At 46.5% G+C, this 19,832-nt stretch carries 10 protein-coding genes, 4 tRNA genes and 3 rRNA genes; 6 read left to right on the forward strand and 11 right to left on the reverse strand.

Going from position 1 to position 19,832, the window contains the following annotated elements; all coding sequences use genetic code 11:
• The first annotated feature begins 7 nt into the window (after positions 1-7).
• Both L0991_13150 and L0991_13155 read left to right on the forward strand, forming a co-directional pair.
• Positions 8-3,130, forward strand: coding sequence for a multidrug efflux RND transporter permease subunit (locus L0991_13150; protein ID XGB62315.1), 3,123 nt, complete (start codon positions 8-10; stop codon positions 3,128-3,130).
• Positions 3,131-3,249: 119 nt separating this feature from the next.
• Positions 3,250-3,501: an accessory factor UbiK family protein gene (locus L0991_13155; protein ID XGB62316.1), complete on the forward strand. Its 252-nt coding sequence runs from the start codon at positions 3,250-3,252 to the stop codon at positions 3,499-3,501.
• Positions 3,502-3,723: 222 nt separating this feature from the next.
• Here the strand turns inward: L0991_13155 and ilvC are convergent, their stop codons facing one another.
• Positions 3,724-5,208 (reverse strand): ketol-acid reductoisomerase, encoded by a 1,485-nt coding sequence (gene ilvC, locus L0991_13160; protein ID XGB62317.1) that lies wholly within the window; start codon positions 5,206-5,208, stop codon positions 3,724-3,726.
• A gap of 145 nt (positions 5,209-5,353) precedes the next feature.
• On the opposite strand from ilvC, the gene ilvY reads away from it, so the two are divergent.
• Positions 5,354-6,244 (forward strand): HTH-type transcriptional activator IlvY, encoded by an 891-nt coding sequence (gene ilvY / locus L0991_13165; protein ID XGB62318.1) that lies wholly within the window; start codon positions 5,354-5,356, stop codon positions 6,242-6,244.
• A 115-nt stretch (positions 6,245-6,359) separates the two neighbouring features.
• Here ilvY and L0991_13170 read toward each other — a convergent pair.
• From L0991_13170 to L0991_13215, 10 genes are all read right to left on the reverse strand, one after another.
• Positions 6,360-6,450, reverse strand: a tRNA-Ser gene (locus tag L0991_13170).
• A gap of 69 nt (positions 6,451-6,519) precedes the next feature.
• Positions 6,520-6,635, reverse strand: a 5S ribosomal RNA gene (rrf, locus tag L0991_13175).
• Between the two features lie 92 nt (positions 6,636-6,727).
• Positions 6,728-9,618: ribosomal RNA gene (locus L0991_13180) — 23S ribosomal RNA — on the reverse strand.
• 321 nt (positions 9,619-9,939) lie between these two features.
• Positions 9,940-10,015: transfer RNA gene (locus L0991_13185), tRNA-Val, on the reverse strand.
• Between the two features lie 33 nt (positions 10,016-10,048).
• A tRNA-Lys gene (locus L0991_13190) sits at positions 10,049-10,124 on the reverse strand.
• Positions 10,125-10,126: 2 nt separating this feature from the next.
• Positions 10,127-10,202 (reverse strand) — tRNA-Glu (locus tag L0991_13195).
• Positions 10,203-10,290: 88 nt separating this feature from the next.
• Positions 10,291-11,843: ribosomal RNA gene (locus L0991_13200) — 16S ribosomal RNA — on the reverse strand.
• Together the 16S, 23S and 5S rRNA genes with 4 tRNA genes alongside form the textbook arrangement of a ribosomal RNA operon.
• A gap of 452 nt (positions 11,844-12,295) precedes the next feature.
• Positions 12,296-12,823: a menaquinone-dependent protoporphyrinogen IX dehydrogenase gene (gene hemG / locus L0991_13205; protein XGB62319.1), complete on the reverse strand. Its 528-nt coding sequence runs from the start codon at positions 12,821-12,823 to the stop codon at positions 12,296-12,298.
• A gap of 10 nt (positions 12,824-12,833) precedes the next feature.
• Complete coding sequence (locus tag L0991_13210; GenBank protein XGB62320.1) at positions 12,834-14,291, reverse strand: TrkH family potassium uptake protein; 1,458 nt, start codon at positions 14,289-14,291, stop codon at positions 12,834-12,836.
• Positions 14,292-14,325: 34 nt separating this feature from the next.
• Positions 14,326-14,949, reverse strand: a complete 624-nt coding sequence (locus L0991_13215) for a YigZ family protein (GenBank protein ID XGB62321.1) — start codon at positions 14,947-14,949, stop codon at positions 14,326-14,328.
• 227 nt (positions 14,950-15,176) lie between these two features.
• Here L0991_13215 and fadB point away from each other — a divergent pair, with 227 nt between their 5' ends.
• The 3 genes from fadB to L0991_13230 all read left to right on the forward strand — a co-directional run bounded on the left by fadB (position 15,177) and on the right by L0991_13230 (position 19,761).
• Positions 15,177-17,348 (forward strand): fatty acid oxidation complex subunit alpha FadB, encoded by a 2,172-nt coding sequence (gene fadB / locus L0991_13220; GenBank protein ID XGB62322.1) that lies wholly within the window; start codon positions 15,177-15,179, stop codon positions 17,346-17,348.
• Between the two features lie 26 nt (positions 17,349-17,374).
• Complete coding sequence (fadA, locus tag L0991_13225) at positions 17,375-18,538, forward strand: acetyl-CoA C-acyltransferase FadA (GenBank protein XGB62323.1); 1,164 nt, start codon at positions 17,375-17,377, stop codon at positions 18,536-18,538.
• Between the two features lie 242 nt (positions 18,539-18,780).
• Positions 18,781-19,761, forward strand: a complete 981-nt coding sequence (locus L0991_13230) for an oxidoreductase (protein XGB62324.1) — start codon at positions 18,781-18,783, stop codon at positions 19,759-19,761.
• The last annotated feature ends 71 nt before the right edge of the window (positions 19,762-19,832 follow it).

The following is a 19,832-nucleotide window of genomic DNA, read 5'->3' on the forward strand; positions in this document are numbered from 1 at the left end:
AGGCACAATGCGCTTTACTGATGTTTTTATTAAACGTCCAGTTCTAGCGGTATCCATCAGCTTTTTGATTGCGCTGCTTGGCTTACAAGCAATTTTCAAAATGCAGGTGCGTGAATACCCTGAAATGACGAATACCGTCGTAACCGTAACCACGAGTTACTACGGTGCAAGTGCCGATCTTATCCAAGGCTTTATCACCCAGCCCCTCGAACAGGCTGTGGCACAAGCGGATAACATCGATTATATGACTTCATCTTCTGTACTCGGTAGCTCTACGATTACCGTTAACATGAAGTTGAACACCGACCCGAATGCAGCGCTGTCTGACATATTAGCGAAGACAAACTCAGTTCGATCTCAGCTTCCAAAAGAAGCGGAAGATCCAACTGTAACCATGTCGACCGGTTCAACGACAGCGGTACTCTACATTGGTTTTACTAGTGATGAGTTGGTGTCGAGCCAAATTACCGATTATCTAGAGCGAGTAATCAACCCGCAGCTATTTACGGTAAACGGTGTATCGAAGGTTGACCTATACGGTGGTATGAAATACGCACTACGCGTATGGCTAGACCCGTCAAAAATGGCGGCAGTTGATCTAACCGCTAGCGATGTGATGTCGGTACTGAATGCCAACAACTACCAATCGGCAACGGGTCAGGCAACGGGTGAGTTCGTTCTCTACAACGGCAGTGCTGATACCCAAGTATCTAACGTTGAAGAGCTAGAGAATCTTGTAGTACGAAGCGGTGAAGGCGAAATCATCCGTCTATCTGACATTGCTAAGGTTTCTCTAGAGAAAAGCCACGATGTGTACCGTGCAAGTGCGAACGGCCAGGAAGCGGTTGTTGCAGCGATTAACGCGGCACCAAGTGCTAACCCGATCAACATTGCAGCCGATGTACTTGAGCTTCTTCCTCAGCTAGAGAAGAACCTACCAAGTAACATCTCAATGAACGTAATGTATGACTCAACGATTGCGATTAATGAATCGATTCAAGAGGTTATCAAAACCATCCTTGAAGCAGCATTAATCGTACTGGTTGTAATTACCTTGTTCCTAGGTTCTTTCCGTGCGGTACTGATCCCTATCGTTACTATCCCACTGTCTTTGATTGGTGTGGCAATGGTAATGCAGGCGATGGGCTTCTCTTGGAACCTAATGACGCTACTGGCAATGGTACTGGCCATCGGCCTGGTGGTAGATGATGCGATCGTAGTACTAGAGAACGTCGACCGACATATCAAACTCGGGGAGTCCCCTTTCCGTGCTGCAATCATCGGTACTCGTGAAATCGCGGTACCCGTTATTGCAATGACACTAACGCTAGGTGCGGTATACGCTCCTATCGCGATGATGGGTGGTATCACAGGCTCGCTATTTAAAGAGTTTGCGTTAACCCTAGCCGGTTCAGTATTTGTATCAGGTATCGTGGCATTAACGCTGTCGCCAATGATGTGTTCAAAAATGCTTAAAGCTCACGCTGAGCCAAGCAAGTTTGAACAAAAGGTACATAGCGTACTGGATGGCATGACTAACCGTTACGAGCGTATGCTTGGCGCGGTAATGAACCATCGCCCAGTATTCATTGGCTTTGCGGTTATCGTATTTGCAAGCTTGCCGATGCTGTTTAAGTTTATCCCAAGTGAGTTAGCACCTTCTGAAGATAAAGGTGTAATCATGCTGATGGGTACAGCACCATCAAATGCGAACTTAGACTTCATGCAAAATACCATGAACGACGTAAACACGATTCTGTCTGATCAGCCAGAAGTGGCGTACGCACAGGTGTTTACTGGTGTGCCTAATGCAAACCAAGCGTTTGGTATTGCATCTATGGTTCCATGGAGTGAGCGTGAAGCAAGCCAATCAGATGTAGCAAACCGCGTTGGTGGTCTAGTTAAAGATGTTCCAGGTATGGCAGTAACGGCGTTCCAAATGCCAGAACTACCAGGTGCGGGTTCAGGTCTTCCAATTCAGTTTGTTATTACAACACCAAACAGTTTTGAGAGCTTGTTCCAAATCACTACTGACATCTTGGCTGATGTAGCATCGAACCCGCTGTTCGTTTACTCAGATCTTGATCTGAACTATGACTCAGCAACGATGAAGGTACACATCGATAAAGACAAAGCAGGCGCATACGGTGTGACCATGCAAGATATCGGTATCACACTTGGTACTATGATGTCTGATGGCTACGTAAACCGTATCGACTTAAACGGTCGTTCTTATGAGGTTATCCCTCAAGTAGAGCGTAAGTTCCGTTTGAACCCTGAATCGATGAATAACTACTACGTTCGTGCTGCAGATGGCAGAGCGGTACCGCTGGGCAGTTTAATTACGATTGATGTTGTGGCGGAGCCTCGCTCTCTTCCTCACTTCAACCAATTGAACTCAGCAACGATTGGTGCAGTACCAGCTCCAGGCGCAGCGATGGGTGACGCGATTGCATGGTTTGAAGATACGGCAACGAACAAGCTACCAAGTGGCTACAACCACGATTACATGGGTGAAGCTCGTCAATACGTAACAGAAGGTAGCGCACTTTACGCAACCTTTGGTCTGGCGCTAGCAATCATCTTCTTGGTACTGGCGATTCAGTTCGAATCTCTAAAAGATCCATTGGTTATCATGGTATCTGTACCACTGGCGATCTGTGGTGCCCTAATAGCTCTAGCTTGGGGCGCGGCAACGATGAACATCTACTCGCAAGTAGGTTTGATTACGCTGGTCGGTCTGATTACCAAGCACGGTATCTTGATCTGTGAGGTTGCAAAAGAAGAACAGTTGCATCACCACAAGACTCGTATTGAAGCGGTAATGGAAGCTGCGAAGGTTCGTCTTCGTCCAATCCTGATGACAACAGCTGCGATGATCGCGGGTCTAATCCCACTGATGTACGCAAGTGGTGCGGGTGCAGCTCAGCGCTTTAGTATCGGTATCGTAATCGTTGCTGGTCTGGCGATTGGTACTATCTTTACGCTATTTGTACTGCCAGTGATTTACAGCTACCTAGCTGAAAAACACAAACCTCTTCCTGTATTTGTTGAAGACAAAGATCTAGAAAAACTAGCTCGCGTCGATGAAGCAAAAGCAGCACACAGAGAATTAGCAGACAACAAGTAATCGCTAAGTCGTAAAACAATCAAAAAGGCTACTTCGGTGGCCTTTTTTTATACGCGATAGGCGACATCTCAAGTGTGATTAAATAGAATAGTGATAAATAGTCAGGAGTTTTAATCGATATGTTTGATCCAAAAAAACTAGAGCAAATTGCTAAGCAGATCCACGACTCTATGCCTCAGCCAGTTAAAGAACTGGGTTCAGACGTAGATCAGAAAGTTCGCCAAGTTATCCAAGGCCAGCTAAACAAACTAGATGTTGTAAGCCGTGAAGAGTTTGATGTTCAGACTCAAGTACTACTACGCACTCGTCAGAAGCTGACTGAAATGGAACAAAAGCTTGCAGAGCTAGAAGCTAAACTTGCAGACAAGTAAGCACTCAAACAAGAAAAGATAAGAGGGCTGGCGTGAAAACGTCAGCCCTTTTTTATGCACTCGAACTTTGAGAGATCGGCTCTAGATTGCGTTGCCCGTTTCCCAAATAAACAAAAAGGCTTGGTCAACGGCGACCAAGCCTTTTAATTAGATGTTGTGTTTTTATTTATGACTCCAGTTTTTGGAGCTCTTTAAATTTTTCGATGCTATCGAGTTAAGAAATTAACCGCCTACTGCGATGCGCTTCATGTCGCTCATGTAAGCACGTAGCTCTTCACCGATGTACTCAACTGGGTGGTTACGGATAGCTTCGTTTACTTCAATTAGACGAGCGTTGTCTACTTGGTTAGATGTTTCACCCAAGCCTTTACCAATTACGTCTGTTGATACTGAAGGCATGAACTTCTCACGTAGTAGTGGTGTTGCTACGTTAGCAAATAGGTAGTTACCGTACTCAGCTGTATCAGAGATTACCACGTTCATTTCGTATAGACGTTTACGAGCAACCGTGTTTGCGATCAGTGGAAGCTCATGTAGAGACTCGTAGTATGCAGACTCATCGATGATGCCAGATGCTGTCATAGCTTCAAATGCTAGCTCAACACCCGCACGAACCATAGCAACAAGTAGGATACCGTTGTCGAAGTACTCTTGCTCTGAGATTTCTAGATCAGAAGCAGGGTAGTTTTCGAATGCTGTTTCGCCTGTCTCTTCACGCCAGCCTAGTAGGTTCGCATCGTCGTTTGCCCAGTCAGCCATCATAGTGCTAGAGAATTCGCCTTGAATGATGTCATCCATGTGCTTGTTGTAAAGCGGACGCATTAGGTCTTTTAGCTCTTCAGAAAGCTCAAATGCTTTGATTTTAGCTGGGTTAGATAGACGGTCCATCATATGTGTTACGCCACCAAACTTAAGCGCTTCAGTGATGGTTTCCCAACCGTATTGTAGAAGTTTACCTGCATAGCTTGGGTCGATACCGTCAGCAACCATCTTCTCGTAAGATACGATAGAACCCGCTTGTAGCATGCCACAAAGAATTGTTTGCTCACCCATAAGGTCAGATTTAACTTCAGCAACGAAAGAAGACTCTAGACAACCTGCACGGTGACCACCAGTACCAGCAGCCCAAGCTTTAGCGATGTCCCAACCTTCACCCTTAGGGTCATTCTCTGGGTGAACAGCGATTAGTGTTGGTACACCGAAACCACGTTTGTATTCTTCACGTACTTCAGTACCTGGACACTTAGGTGCAACCATTACAACCGTTAGGTCTTTACGGATTTGCATACCTTCTTCAACTACGTTGAAGCCGTGTGAGTAACCTAGTGCAGCGCCTTCTTTCATTAGAGGCATTACGGTTTCAACTACGTTAGTGTGTTGTTTGTCTGGAGTTAGGTTGATTACTAGATCCGCTTCAGGAATTAGCTTCTCGTAGCTGTCTACTTCAAAACCATTCTCTTTTGCGTTTTTATAAGACTGACGTTGCTCGTCAATCGCAGCCTGACGTAGAGCGTAAGCCACGTTTAGGCCTGAATCACGCATGTTTAGACCTTGGTTAAGGCCTTGAGCACCACAACCAACAATTACGATTTTCTTGCCTTCAAGGTATTCAGCTTCTGTCGCAAATTCTTCACGATCCATGAAGCGGCAACGACCTAGTTGGTCTAGTTGTTCACGAAGGTTTAATGTATTGAAATAGTTAGCCATTTGAGGCACTCCTTTAAAAATAAGTCCGTAAGGTCGATATCTCTCTATCGAATGACTTCATACTAAAGCAGACACTCCGTTGCTGAAAGTGATATATTCACAATTAGTTATTGCAATAAATGCAACATGGAAACGATCACAGAACATGAACATAAAATCTCTACAATTATTTATACATTTATGTGATAGCAAGAGTTTCAGCAAAACTGCTGCGGCTATGCATGTCAGCCCTTCAGCACTGAGCCGTCAGGTACAAAAGCTTGAGGAAGAAACAGGCCAAGAACTGCTTATTAGGGACAACCGAAGCGTTGACCTTACTCCAGCAGGGAAACACCTATTGCCAGTAGCATTGAGTATTGTTGGAGAGTGGCAGCAATATAACCTTCACCTAAAAGGCGGTGAGCAAGAGTTAAAAGGTGAGATCAGGATATTTTGTTCCGTGACTGCAAGCTATAGCCATCTTCCTGAACTAATTACCGAGTTCAGAGCTATTCATCCATATATCGAGTTCAAGCTTTCTACAGGCGATCCAGCTCAATCTATCGATAAAATATTAAATGACGAAGCGGATATCGCGATTTCAGCGAAGCCAGATATCCTCCCTTCAAGGTTAGAATTCGAAACCATTAGTGATATACCACTATCTGTCATCATCCCATCTGGTGTCAGTAGCTTTAGCCAACAACTGCAATCCGACAAACCAAACTGGAATGAAGTCCCTTTTATCATCCCTGAAGCGGGTACAGCTCGTGAGCGTGCCAATGCATGGTTTAAGAAGATGAAGATTAAACCCAACATTTATGCTCAAGTATCAGGCCATGAGGCAATTGTAAGTATGGTAGCGTTAGGGTGTGGGGTTGGTATCGCACCCGATGTAGTCATAAACAACAGCCCTGTAAGAGATAAAGTAAGCCGCTTAAAGATAGAACCAATAAAGCCATTTGAGTTAGGCGTATGTTGTAAGCGAGCACAGCTAGATAACCCTCTAATTCGAGCGTTCTGGCAAGTCGCAGAAGGTAAGTATTTAGCGGACTAGTTGTCACTGCTTTCAATACGAAGAAGGGAAGAGCACGTTAGTGCTCTTCCCTTTTTTATTTATATATCGCAGATAATAAAAAAGCCCGCTGATTTCTCAGCGGGCTTTCTAATGGTGGTGGAGGGATAGGGATTTGAACCCTAGAACCGCTATTAACGGTTGCCGGTTTTCAAGACCGGTGCTTTCGACCACTCAGCCATCCCTCCAACAAATTGTCATCAACAGATTAGTACACTGTTGAGGTTGCTACTTGTTGTACAAGTAACGAAATTAAAGCCTGGCGATGTCCTACTCTCACATGGGGAAGCCCCACACTACCATCGGCGCTATTGTGTTTCACTTCTGAGTTCGGCATGGAATCAGGTGGGTCCACAATGCTATGGTCGCCAAGCAAATTTTAAAATTCGGAAAGCTGTTTCTTGTTCTCTTAAACTCATTCAAGCGTTTGTATCTTTGAGTCCATCAAAACCCCTTGGGTGTTGTATGGTTAAGCCTCACGGGCAATTAGTACAGGTTAGCTCAACGCCTCACAGCGCTTACACACCCTGCCTATCAACGTTCTAGTCTTGAACAACCCTTTAGGACGCTTAAAGCGTCAGGGAAAACTCATCTCAGGGCTCGCTTCCCGCTTAGATGCTTTCAGCGGTTATCGATTCCGAACTTAGCTACCGGGCAATGCCATTGGCATGACAACCCGAACACCAGAGGTTCGTCCACTCCGGTCCTCTCGTACTAGGAGCAGCCCCCTTCAATTTTCCAACGCCCACGGCAGATAGGGACCGAACTGTCTCACGACGTTCTAAACCCAGCTCGCGTACCACTTTAAATGGCGAACAGCCATACCCTTGGGACCGACTTCAGCCCCAGGATGTGATGAGCCGACATCGAGGTGCCAAACACCGCCGTCGATATGAACTCTTGGGCGGTATCAGCCTGTTATCCCCGGAGTACCTTTTATCCGTTGAGCGATGGCCCTTCCATTCAGAACCACCGGATCACTATGACCTGCTTTCGCACCTGCTCGAATTGTCATTCTCGCAGTCAAGCGGGCTTATGCCATTGCACTAACCTCACGATGTCCAACCGTGATTAGCCCACCTTCGTGCTCCTCCGTTACTCTTTGGGAGGAGACCGCCCCAGTCAAACTACCCACCAGGCACTGTCCGTAACCCCGATTCAGGGGCCAACGTTAGAACATCAACACTACAAGGGTGGTATTTCAAGGACGACTCCACCACATCTGGCGACGCGGTTTCAAAGTCTCCCACCTATCCTACACATGTAGGGTCAATGTTCAGTGCCAAGCTGTAGTAAAGGTTCACGGGGTCTTTCCGTCTAGCCGCGGGTACACTGCATCTTCACAGCGATTTCAATTTCACTGAGTCTCGGGTGGAGACAGCGTGGCCATCATTACGCCATTCGTGCAGGTCGGAACTTACCCGACAAGGAATTTCGCTACCTTAGGACCGTTATAGTTACGGCCGCCGTTTACCGGGGCTTCGATCAAGAGCTTCGACCGAAGTCTAACCCCATCAATTAACCTTCCGGCACCGGGCAGGCGTCACACCGTATACGTCATCTTACGATTTTGCACAGTGCTGTGTTTTTAATAAACAGTTGCAGCCACCTGGTATCTGCGACTCTCGTCTGCTCCATCCGCAAGGGACTTCACTGATAAGAGCGTACCTTCTCCCGAAGTTACGGTACCATTTTGCCTAGTTCCTTCACCCGAGTTCTCTCAAGCGCCTTGGTATTCTCTACCCGACCACCTGTGTCGGTTTGGGGTACGATTCCTTACAATCTGAAGCTTAGAGGCTTTTCCTGGAAGCATGGCATCAATGACTTCACTACCGTAGTAGCTCGACATCGTATCTCAGCGTTAAGAAGAACCGGATTTACCTAATTCTTCCGCCTACGTACTTGAACCTGGACAACCGTCGCCAGGCCCACCTAGCCTTCTCCGTCCCCCCATCGCAATTGTAAGAAGTACGGGAATATTAACCCGTTTCCCATCGACTACGCCTTTCGGCCTCGCCTTAGGGGTCGACTTACCCTGCCCCGATTAACGTTGGACAGGAACCCTTGGTCTTCCGGCGAGGGAGTTTTTCACTCCCTTTATCGTTACTCATGTCAGCATTCGCACTTCTGATACCTCCAGCAGCCCTTACAGACCACCTTCAACGGCTTACAGAACGCTCCCCTACCCCACGCACATAAGTGCGTAGCCGCAGCTTCGGTGTATAGCTTAGCCCCGTTACATCTTCCGCGCAGGCCGACTCGACCAGTGAGCTATTACGCTTTCTTTAAATGATGGCTGCTTCTAAGCCAACATCCTGGCTGTCTGAGCCTTCCCACATCGTTTCCCACTTAGCTATACTTTGGGACCTTAGCTGGCGGTCTGGGTTGTTTCCCTCTCCACGACGGACGTTAGCACCCGCCGTGTGTCTCCCGGATAGTACTTACTGGTATTCGGAGTTTGCAAAGGGTTGGTAAGTCGGGATGACCCCCTAGCCTTAACAGTGCTCTACCCCCAGTAGTATTCGTCCGAGGCGCTACCTAAATAGCTTTCGGGGAGAACCAGCTATCTCCAGGTTTGATTGGCCTTTCACCCCTAGCCACAAGTCATCCGCTAATTTTTCAACATTAGTCGGTTCGGTCCTCCAGTTGATGTTACTCAACCTTCAACCTGCCCATGGCTAGATCACCTGGTTTCGGGTCTAATCCTAGCAACTGTACGCCCAGTTAAGACTCGGTTTCCCTACGGCTCCCCTAAACGGTTAACCTTGCTACTAAAATTAAGTCGCTGACCCATTATACAAAAGGTACGCAGTCACACCACGAAGGTGCTCCTACTGCTTGTACGTACACGGTTTCAGGTTCTATTTCACTCCCCTCACAGGGGTTCTTTTCGCCTTTCCCTCACGGTACTGGTTCACTATCGGTCAGTCAGTAGTATTTAGCCTTGGAGGATGGTCCCCCCATATTCAGACAGGATATCACGTGTCCCGCCCTACTCGTTTTCACTGATGATGAGATGTCGACTACGGGGCTATCACCCTTTATTGCGGCACTTTCCAGAGCCTTCGTCTGTCTCATTAAAAGCTTAAGGGCTAATCCAATTTCGCTCGCCGCTACTTTCGGAATCTCGGTTGATTTCTCTTCCTCGGGGTACTTAGATGTTTCAGTTCCCCCGGTTTGCCTCTTGCTGCTATGTATTCACAACAAGATACTTACTTATGTAAGTGGGTTTCCCCATTCGGAAATCCCAGACTCAAATGACTTTTACTGTCTAATCTGGGCTTATCGCAAGTTAATACGTCCTTCATCGCCTCTGACTGCCAAGGCATCCACCGTGTACGCTTAGTCACTTAACCATACAACCCGAAGAGGTCTTTATGTATGGTAAACAACCAAGGTTTTTGGTTGTAATAAGAAGGGTTAGTTCTTATTACGTGTTTGCCGGACTCAATTTTGAATACAAGACACTTGAATGTGTTTGTGTTGTGTTTATCTAAAAGATAAACATTGAGAACTTTTAATTTGATTAACTCGTAGAGTTAATCAGTCAGCTTTCCAAATTGTTAAAGAGCATGTATTCCGAAGAATGCATTTTCTAAAGACTCTCGCAGTCGAAAAAACCAACCAACGACATAAGAAGTGGTTTGGATTTTTAACTTCCAAGAATATTTAGAGAATGGTGGGCGATACCGGGCTCGAACCAGTGACCCCCTGCTTGTAAGGCAGGTGCTCTCCCAACTGAGCTAATCGCCCACTACAAGTTTTAATTCCTTCGTGGAGAAAGAATGGTGGGTCGTGCAGGATTCGAACCTGCGACCAATTGATTAAAAGTCAACTGCTCTACCAACTGAGCTAACGACCCAATGGTATCCCGTAGGGGAGTCGAACCCCTGTTACCGCCGTGAAAGGGCGGTGTCCTAGGCCTCTAGACGAACGGGACACTGGATTGAAGAACTTGGGAGTTCTTCGTCTCTTTACTTTCTAAACCGTATCAATCTGTGTGGACACTTATCGTGAATATCTTCGTATAAGGAGGTGATCCAGCCCCAGGTTCCCCTAGGGCTACCTTGTTACGACTTCACCCCAGTCATGAACCACAAAGTGGTGAGCGTCCTCCCGAAGGTTAAACTACCCACTTCTTTTGCAGCCCACTCCCATGGTGTGACGGGCGGTGTGTACAAGGCCCGGGAACGTATTCACCGTAGCATTCTGATCTACGATTACTAGCGATTCCGACTTCATGGAGTCGAGTTGCAGACTCCAATCCGGACTACGACGCACTTTTTGGGATTCGCTCACTCTCGCAAGTTTGCAGCCCTCTGTATGCGCCATTGTAGCACGTGTGTAGCCCTACTCGTAAGGGCCATGATGACTTGACGTCGTCCCCACCTTCCTCCGGTTTATCACCGGCAGTCTCCCTGGAGTTCCCGACATTACTCGCTGGCAAACAAGGATAAGGGTTGCGCTCGTTGCGGGACTTAACCCAACATTTCACAACACGAGCTGACGACAGCCATGCAGCACCTGTCTCAGAGCTCCCGAAGGCACACCTGCGTCTCCGCTGGCTTCTCTGGATGTCAAGAGTAGGTAAGGTTCTTCGCGTTGCATCGAATTAAACCACATGCTCCACCGCTTGTGCGGGCCCCCGTCAATTCATTTGAGTTTTAATCTTGCGACCGTACTCCCCAGGCGGTCTACTTAACGCGTTAGCTCCGAAAGCCACGGCTCAAGGCCACAACCTCCAAGTAGACATCGTTTACGGCGTGGACTACCAGGGTATCTAATCCTGTTTGCTCCCCACGCTTTCGCATCTGAGTGTCAGTATCTGTCCAGGGGGCCGCCTTCGCCACTGGTATTCCTTCAGATCTCTACGCATTTCACCGCTACACCTGAAATTCTACCCCCCTCTACAGTACTCTAGTTCACCAGTTTCAAATGCAGTTCCGAGGTTGAGCCCCGGGCTTTCACATCTGACTTAATGAACCACCTGCATGCGCTTTACGCCCAGTAATTCCGATTAACGCTCGCACCCTCCGTATTACCGCGGCTGCTGGCACGGAGTTAGCCGGTGCTTCTTCTGTTGCTAACGTCAAGAGATGCCGCTATTAACGACACCCCCTTCCTCACAACTGAAAGTACTTTACAACCCGAAGGCCTTCTTCATACACGCGGCATGGCTGCATCAGGCTTTCGCCCATTGTGCAATATTCCCCACTGCTGCCTCCCGTAGGAGTCTGGACCGTGTCTCAGTTCCAGTGTGGCTGATCATCCTCTCAGACCAGCTAGGGATCGTCGCCTTGGTGAGCCATTACCTCACCAACTAGCTAATCCCACCTAGGCATATCTTGACGCGAGAGGCCCGAAGGTCCCCCTCTTTGGCCCGTAGGCGTTATGCGGTATTAGCCATCGTTTCCAATGGTTATCCCCCACATCAAGGCAATTTCCTAGGCATTACTCACCCGTCCGCCGCTCGACGCCGTTATCGTTCCCCGAAGGTTCAGATAACTCGTTTCCGCTCGACTTGCATGTGTTAGGCCTGCCGCCAGCGTTCAATCTGAGCCATGATCAAACTCTTCAATTTAAGATTTTGTCGACTCAATGAATACTGATTACATTACATAGTAATGTTGAATTGACTGTGCCGAATCTTACGATTCGAATTGGTCACTCAGTTCATTGAAATCAAGTTGAAACCGAAGTTTCATTTTTGATATTCATCAACGAGTGCCCACACAGATTGATAGGTTTAAATTGTTAAAGAGCTTTTCCTTTTTGAGCTTCGCTCAAATCGGACGGCCATTTTAGCGATTTAAGTTTTAGTGTCAACCACTATTTTCAAAACTTTTTTCAAGCGCTTGGCTTGGCTAATTTGGCTTGCTGATTCGTTTTGGTTTCCTAAGAAGCCATCCCGTGTCAGCGAGGTGGCATTATAGAGATTTCGATCACACTGGCAAGCCCTTTTTTAAGTTTTTTCCGTTTTTTTATTTGTTCGATTAAAAAGAACTCAAAACGGCTCAAAAGTAGGCTTTTCTCTTACATATTCTTCAGTTTTTCAGTGAACAAAGAGACTTTTTCCCAGTTTGTGTACTCAACTTCCTTCGTTGTATCCGTTTCACCACCAGTCATATTCATAATAAAGCGGATCATGGTTCTATCGAACCAGTTATAACGCGGGTAATAGAGGGCACCAGCAAATACACCGATTAAAGTCGGCTGCCATGGAGACTTGATAAGGAACTTCTTAATGTAAGCACTGCCTTCTGGTGTATCTTTGCCTTGGTCTTCTTTACGCGCCGTTAAGTTCACGCAGAAGAATGCAACCTTGCTTGATTGCAACTGAGTAAGGTTGGCATCAATAAATTGATATAGCTTCTTATTAAGGTGGCCATAACGAATCGATGCGCCAATCAACACTCTATCGTATTGAGCAAAGTCCACCTTGCCAATAGTATGCAGATCTTGAAGCTCACATTCGAACTCACTCATTTCTTCTTTTATATAGTTCAAGATTTTCTTGGTCTGCCCTTCACGGCTTGAATATAAAAATAGAGCTTTTGCCACAATGTTGTCCTTAGCTACGCCAAAACGTAGGGGTCAATAAGATTAATAAAGTGAAAATTTCTAACCGGCCAAACAGCATAGATACGATAAGTACCCATTTTGCTTTGTCGTTCACATCGCCAAAGTGCACCGCGACTTCACCAAGGCCTGGGCCAAGGTTATTTAACGTTGCCGCTACGGCTGAGAAAGCACTTAACTCGTCCATACCGGTTGCAATAAGAGCTAGCATACAAACCACAAACACTAATGCGTATGCAGAGAAGAAACCCCAAACAGCATCTACTACACGTTGTGATAGTGCAGAGCCGCCAACCTTGATGGTATAGACAGCGCGTGGGTGAACAAGACGCTTCATTTCACGAGCACCTTGCAGAGTAAGTAACAAGATTCGAATCACTTTCATACCACCGCCCGTAGAACCGGCACATCCCCCTATAAAAGAAGAGAATAAAAGCAGTACGGGTAAGAACAGAGGCCACTCAGAGAAACCAGTCGTTGTGAAACCTGCGGTCGTAGATATAGACACGGTTTGGAACAAGGCTTGGTCGAAAGCATCGTAGTACGAGTCATAAGAGTGGTGATTAAGCAGTAATAAGAAACAAACCAAGAACAGTACTGCCTGAATAAAGATAAAGGCACGGAACTCAGGATCTTTCCAGTAATACTTAGGATGCACACCACCTGAAGCAAATGCGGCAAAGTGAAGAGAGTAATTACATGCTGATATAAGCAGGAACACTACAGTAATCATGTTTATTGCAGGGCTGTTGAAATAGCCCATACTTGCATCGTGAGTCGAGAAGCCACCAATAGCTATAGTCGAGAAGCTATGACTGATTGCATCAAAGAAGCTCATGCCAGCAAGCCAAAACGCAACCGCACAAGCAATGGTTAGGCTGAGATAGATGTACCACAGCGCTTTTGCTGTTTCAGCGATACGCGGGGTCATTTTGCTGTCTTTTACTGGGCCTGGAATTTCAGCTCGGTACAGCTGCATGCCACCGATACCCAGAACAGGAAGAATGGCTACCGCCAAAACGATGATACCCATACCACCGAACCATTGCAGGAACTGGCGATAAAACAAGATCGCCTTAGGTAAGTCATCAAGGCCGACGATCACCGTCGCACCGGTAGTGGTCAGTGCAGAAAAGGATTCGAAGAAGGCATCAGTAACTGAAACATTCGGGTTATCAGCGATCAAAAACGGCAAAGCACCCGCACTACCGATTACCGTCCAAAAAAGAACTACGATCAAAAAGCCATCGCGCGCTTTTAATTCATGCTTATAACGTCGGTTTGGAAACCAACACATCGCGCCACAAAATAACAGAACAAAGAAAGTCGTCACGAATGGCACACCCGCACCATCTCGATAAATCAGGGCGACTAACGCAGGTGCGAGCATTGATACACTAAAAAGTGCTAATAATAATCCGACGATTCGAATAATTGAGCGAAATTGCATGAGCTATTGAACGAAGCGAAATGCTTCACACTTCCTAGTTGTCTTTTACTTTCGTTACCAGTGCCTTGGCACCACTTTTATTGATCATGGTTTGGGTAAACGCATCTACCTGAAGGAGCTCTATCTCAATAATAAGCTCAACTTGCACACCATAATCCGCTTGGACCTCAACAGCCTGATGCTGAGCCATGATGGATTGTGCGATTGGCACAAAGCCATAGTCTAACTCTAGCCGTAATTTTGTGGTTATTTTTTTCTCGATAGTTTGAAGCAGCTTGAGAGCTTGTTGCACTCCGCCACCATAAGCTTTAACCAAACCACCGGTTCCAAGCTTAATTCCGCCAGAGTAACGCGTGACGACAGCCGTTAATTCACCCACACCCGATCCAGACAATTGCGCCAAGATAGGTTTACCCGCCGTGCCCGATGGCTCTCCATCATCACTGAAGCCCCAAAGCATTGAATCTTCAGGTCGACCGGCAACAAAGCCCCAACAATTATGTCTCGCTGAAGCGTGCTCTTTTTTTACCTGCTCTACGAACTGCTTTGCGGCTTCTACACTTGGAGTATGCGCAAGGTGAGTAATAAAGATGCTCTTCTTGATCTCTTCTTCAAACAGAGCCGGAGCTGACGGTATTAAATAAGGCTGTTCATTCATATCGTTAACTTAATTAATAAGAGCTGCGAAGTGTATCACGCGTGAATAATAAGGGTTAGAGGATCTGTGCTATCGCACAATGTTAAACAATTGTTTAAAAAATGTATTGAAATTCATCTTGCAGAGGTACAGACTAGAATAACTGGTCTTACCAGGTATTCTACAATAATAGAAAGACAACAAGATTCTCTCAAACAATCGTGGATTGTATGTCATGGAGATAGACAATGATTTACCAAGCTAACACCCTACAGGTAAAGGAATTACAAGATGGCATTGCAGAATTAAGCTTCTGTGCTCCAGCCTCTGTAAACAAACTCGACCTTGCTACTTTAGAATCACTAGACAAAGCGTTAGACGCTCTTAAAGCTCACGCAGGGCTACGTGGTTTAATCTTAACTTCAAACAAAGACGCATTCATTGTAGGCGCAGACATCACTGAATTTCTTGGCCTATTTGCTAAGCCAGAAGCAGAACTTGATGAATGGTTAAGATTTGCAAACTCCATCTTCAGCAAGCTAGAAGACCTTCCTGTTCCAACTCTTTCAATGATGCGCGGCCATGCCCTAGGCGGCGGTTGTGAATGTGTATTGGCAACTGACTTCCGTATCGGTGACAAGACCACTAGCATTGGCTTACCTGAAACCAAACTTGGCATCATGCCTGGCTTTGGTGGTTGTGTGCGCCTGCCTCGCGTTATCGGTGCTGATAGTGCAATGGAAGTCATCACTCAAGGCAAAGCATGCCGAGCTGATGAAGCACTAAAAATTGGCTTGTTAGACGCGATTGTAGAAACAGACCAACTGCTAGAGTCGGCAATCAATACCGTTTCTCTGGCTGCAAATGAAAAACTAGACTGGCAATTACGCCGTAAACAGAAAACATCAGCATTATCGCTAAGCAAACTCGAAGCGATGATGAGCTTTACCATGGCGAAAGGCCTCGTTGCTCAAAAAGCTGGCCCTCACTACCCGGCTCCAATTACTTCAGTCATTGCTATTGAAGAAGCGGCACGCAGCGATCGTGATGCAGCGCTCGATATCGAACGTAAACACTTCATCAAGCTAGCGAAATCTGAAGAAGCGAAAGCACTGGTTGGTCTGTTCCTCAATGACCAATACATCAAAGGTCTTGCTAAAAAAGCAGGTAAGTCAGCAACCAAAGACACTCAACGTGCTGCTGTACTAGGTGCTGGCATCATGGGTGGCGGCATTGCTTACCAATCTGCACTGAAAGGCGTGCCAGTGATGATGAAAGATATCGCACAAGCATCGCTTGACCTTGGTATGAATGAAGCATCTAAACTATTGAATAAGCGTCTATCTCGCGGTCGCCTAGATGGCTTTAAGATGGCAGGCATCCTGTCTTCGATTACTCCAAGCCTGCATTACGCAGGTGTTGAGCAATCAGACGTTGTCGTAGAAGCGGTAGTAGAAAATCCGAAAGTAAAAGCTGCGGTACTGAGCGAAGTGGAAGGTCTAGTCGGTGAAGACACAGTACTGACGTCAAACACTTCTACGATTCCTATCAATCTGCTAGCGAAATCTCTAAAACGCCCAGAAAACTTCTGTGGTATGCACTTCTTTAACCCAGTGCACCGCATGCCTTTGGTTGAGATCATCCGTGGCGAGCACACTTCAGAAGAGACAATTAATCGCGTTGTAGCTTACGCAGCAAAGATGGGCAAATCCCCTATCGTTGTAAATGATTGCCCAGGCTTCTTCGTTAACCGTGTACTTTTCCCTTACTTTGGCGGTTTCAGCATGTTGCTACGCGACGGCGCTGATTTCACTAAGATAGATAAAGTCATGGAGCGTAAGTTCGGTTGGCCAATGGGTCCTGCTTACCTACTAGACGTTGTAGGCCTGGACACTGCACACCACGCACAAGCTGTGATGGCGCAAGGTTTCCCAGAGCGTATGGGCAAAGAAGGTCGTGATGCGATTGATGCACTTTACGTTGCTGAAAAATACGGTCAGAAAAACGGTAGCGGTTTCTATACATACAGCGTAGACAAGCGTGGTCGTCCGAAGAAGACCTTCTCAGAAGACATTCTTCCTATCCTGGCGGACGTATGCCAAGCACCACAAGATTTTGATGACCAAACAATTATCCAACGTGTGATGATTCCAATGATCAACGAAGTCGTTCTTTGTTTAGAAGAAGGCATCATCGCGACACCGCAAGAAGCGGATATGGCACTGGTTTACGGTTTAGGCTTCCCTCCATTCCGAGGCGGCGTATTCCGCTACTTAGACAGTGTGGGTATTGGTAACTTCGTAGAAATGGCGAAGGGCTACCAAGACTTAGGTGCAATGTACCAAGTTCCTCAACTATTGCTTGATATGGCAGAGAAAGGCGAAAGCTTTTACGACGCTCAACAAGCAAGTTCTCTGTAACCCACATTTGGAAAAGGAATAGCAAAATGAATAATGTAGTTGTTGTTGATTGCCTTCGCACCCCAATGGGACGTTCCAAAGGTGGAGCTTACCGTCACACTCGTGCTGAAGATCTGTCTGCACATTTAATGAAAGGCATTTTAGAACGTAACCCAGAAGTGAACCCTTCAGAGATTGAAGATATCTACTGGGGCTGTGTACAGCAAACACTAGAACAAGGCTTCAACGTTGCACGTAACGCTGCTCTACTGGCTGGTTTACCGATTGAGATTGGTGCTGTCACGGTTAACCGTTTGTGCGGTTCATCTATGCAAGCTCTGCATGATGCGACTCGCTCAATCATGGTTGGTGATGCGGAAATTTGCCTAATCGGTGGTGTGGAACACATGGGTCATGTACCAATGACACACGGTGTTGATTTCCACCCAGGTATGTCAAAGAACGTAGCAAAAGCTGCAGGCATGATGGGCCTAACCGCTGAAATGCTTGGCAAACTGCACGGTATTAGCCGTGAAGACCAAGATGCATTCGCTGCACGTTCACACGCTCGTGCACATGCGGCAACGGTTGAAGGTCGTTTCAAAAACGAAATTCTACCAACGGAAGGTCACGCTGCTGACGGTTCACTGTTCACACTGGATCACGATGAAGTTATTCGTCCAGAAACGACGGTTGAAGGCCTATCTCAACTGCGCCCAGTGTTCGACCCAGCAAACGGTACAGTAACAGCAGGTACTTCATCAGCCCTATCTGATGGTGCATCGGCAATGCTTATCATGAGTGAAGAAAAAGCTAACGCACTAGGTCTTAAGATTCGTGCTCGCGTTAAGTCTATGGCTATCGCAGGCTGCGATCCTTCAATCATGGGTTACGGCCCAGTACCTGCAACTCAAAAAGCGTTAAAGCGTGCAGGTTTAACGATTGAAGACATGGGTGTGATTGAACTGAACGAAGCGTTCGCGGCACAATCTCTACCTTGTGCTAAAGACCTAGGTCTACTGGATGTGGTTGACGAAAAAGTGAACCTTAATGGCGGTGCAATTGCACTAGGCCACCCACTCGGCTGTTCAGGCTCTCGTATCTCTACAACCCTAATCAACCTTATGGAAGCGCAAGACGTGAAATACGGATTAGCAACCATGTGTATTGGTTTAGGCCAAGGTATTGCAACGGTATTTGAACGCCCATAGCACTCATCGACGGTAATATTTGTCGGATAATCTTATGTGCAGCTATCTTTATATAGCTGCACTTTTTATTTCCAGCTATCAGAAAACGCTAGGTTCGTTCAGCAAACCGAATCAGGAGGAAAGTAGCCAACAACATCTATGCATAAAACGCATAGATTCAATGTTGATGTTTCATTATTTTTTCTCCAACGATTCAACTAAAGTTACTTCAGTTTCCTAATATTTCTCCCATGGAGCAGATCATGTTTAAAGCACTTGTACTAAACCAAGAAGACAAAAAAACTATCGCATCAGTTTCTCAAATTGAAGAATCTCAACTACCTGAAGGTAACGTGAAGATCGATGTAAGCTACTCTTCTTTGAACTACAAAGATGGTTTGGCGATTACAGGTAAAGGGCGCATTGTTCGCAACTTCCCTATGGTTCCTGGTATCGACCTGTCAGGTGTGGTTTCACAATCTGACGACCCTCGCTACAAAGCAGGCGACGAAGTGGTTCTAACTGGTTGGGGTGTTGGTGAAGGTCACTGGGGTGGCATGGCTGAGAAAGCAAGCCTAAACGGTGACTGGTTAGTACCAATGCCTAAAGGTCTAGACGCTAAGAAAGTAATGGCGATTGGTACAGCAGGCTTCACAGCAATGCTTTGTGTTCAAGCTATTGTCGATGCAGGCATCAAACCTGAAGACGGTGAAATCCTAGTGACTGGTGCAAGTGGCGGTGTAGGTAGCGTGTCTATCACTCTACTAAACCAGCTAGGCTACAAAGTAGCAGCAGTAACAGGTCGAGCTTCAGAAAATGGTGAGCTACTAAAATCATTAGGTGCAACTCGCATTGTTGAGCGTGCTGAATTAGAAGAGCCAGCGAAACCACTTGAGAAACAAATGTGGGCTGGTGCTATCGACACTGTAGGCAGCAAAGTACTTGCGAAAGTATTGGCACAAATTGATTACAACGGTGCGGTTGCAATCTGTGGTCTAGCAGGTGGCTTTGACTTACCAACAACGGTAATGCCATTCATTCTACGTAACGTTCGCCTGCAAGGTGTTGATTCTGTTATGTGCCCTCGTGAAAAACGCATTAAAGCGTGGGAACAACTAGCTGAATTGCTACCTGAGTCTTTCTACGACAGCGCGACAAAAGAAGTATCTCTAGATGACGCGATTCAAGCGGCAGAAGACATCACTAACGGTCAAATCACAGGCCGTGTAGTTATCAAGCTATAATCGCTCGCACTCTAAAGTGCGACATGCAAAAAACAAAAGGGCTGATCATGATCAGCCCTTTTTGCTATCTG

The organism is Vibrio chagasii (assembly GCA_041879415.1).
Lineage (GTDB): Bacteria > Pseudomonadota > Gammaproteobacteria > Enterobacterales > Vibrionaceae > Vibrio.

Bases quoted from the DNA above. Each gene is read 5' to 3' on its own strand.
- L0991_13150 (XGB62315.1), top strand. From the start codon at position 8: ATGCGCTTTACTGATGTTTTTATTAAACGTCCAGTTCTAGCGGTATCC.
- L0991_13155 (XGB62316.1), top strand. From the start codon at position 3,250: ATGTTTGATCCAAAAAAACTAGAGCAAATTGCTAAGCAGATCCACGAC.
- ilvC (XGB62317.1), bottom strand. From the start codon at position 5,208: ATGGCTAACTATTTCAATACATTAAACCTTCGTGAACAACTAGACCAA.
- ilvY (XGB62318.1), top strand. From the start codon at position 5,354: ATGAACATAAAATCTCTACAATTATTTATACATTTATGTGATAGCAAG.
- L0991_13210 (XGB62320.1), bottom strand. From the start codon at position 14,291: ATGCAATTTCGCTCAATTATTCGAATCGTCGGATTATTATTAGCACTT.
- L0991_13215 (XGB62321.1), bottom strand. From the start codon at position 14,949: ATGAATGAACAGCCTTATTTAATACCGTCAGCTCCGGCTCTGTTTGAA.
- fadB (XGB62322.1), top strand. From the start codon at position 15,177: ATGATTTACCAAGCTAACACCCTACAGGTAAAGGAATTACAAGATGGC.
- fadA (XGB62323.1), top strand. From the start codon at position 17,375: ATGAATAATGTAGTTGTTGTTGATTGCCTTCGCACCCCAATGGGACGT.
- L0991_13230 (XGB62324.1), top strand. From the start codon at position 18,781: ATGTTTAAAGCACTTGTACTAAACCAAGAAGACAAAAAAACTATCGCA.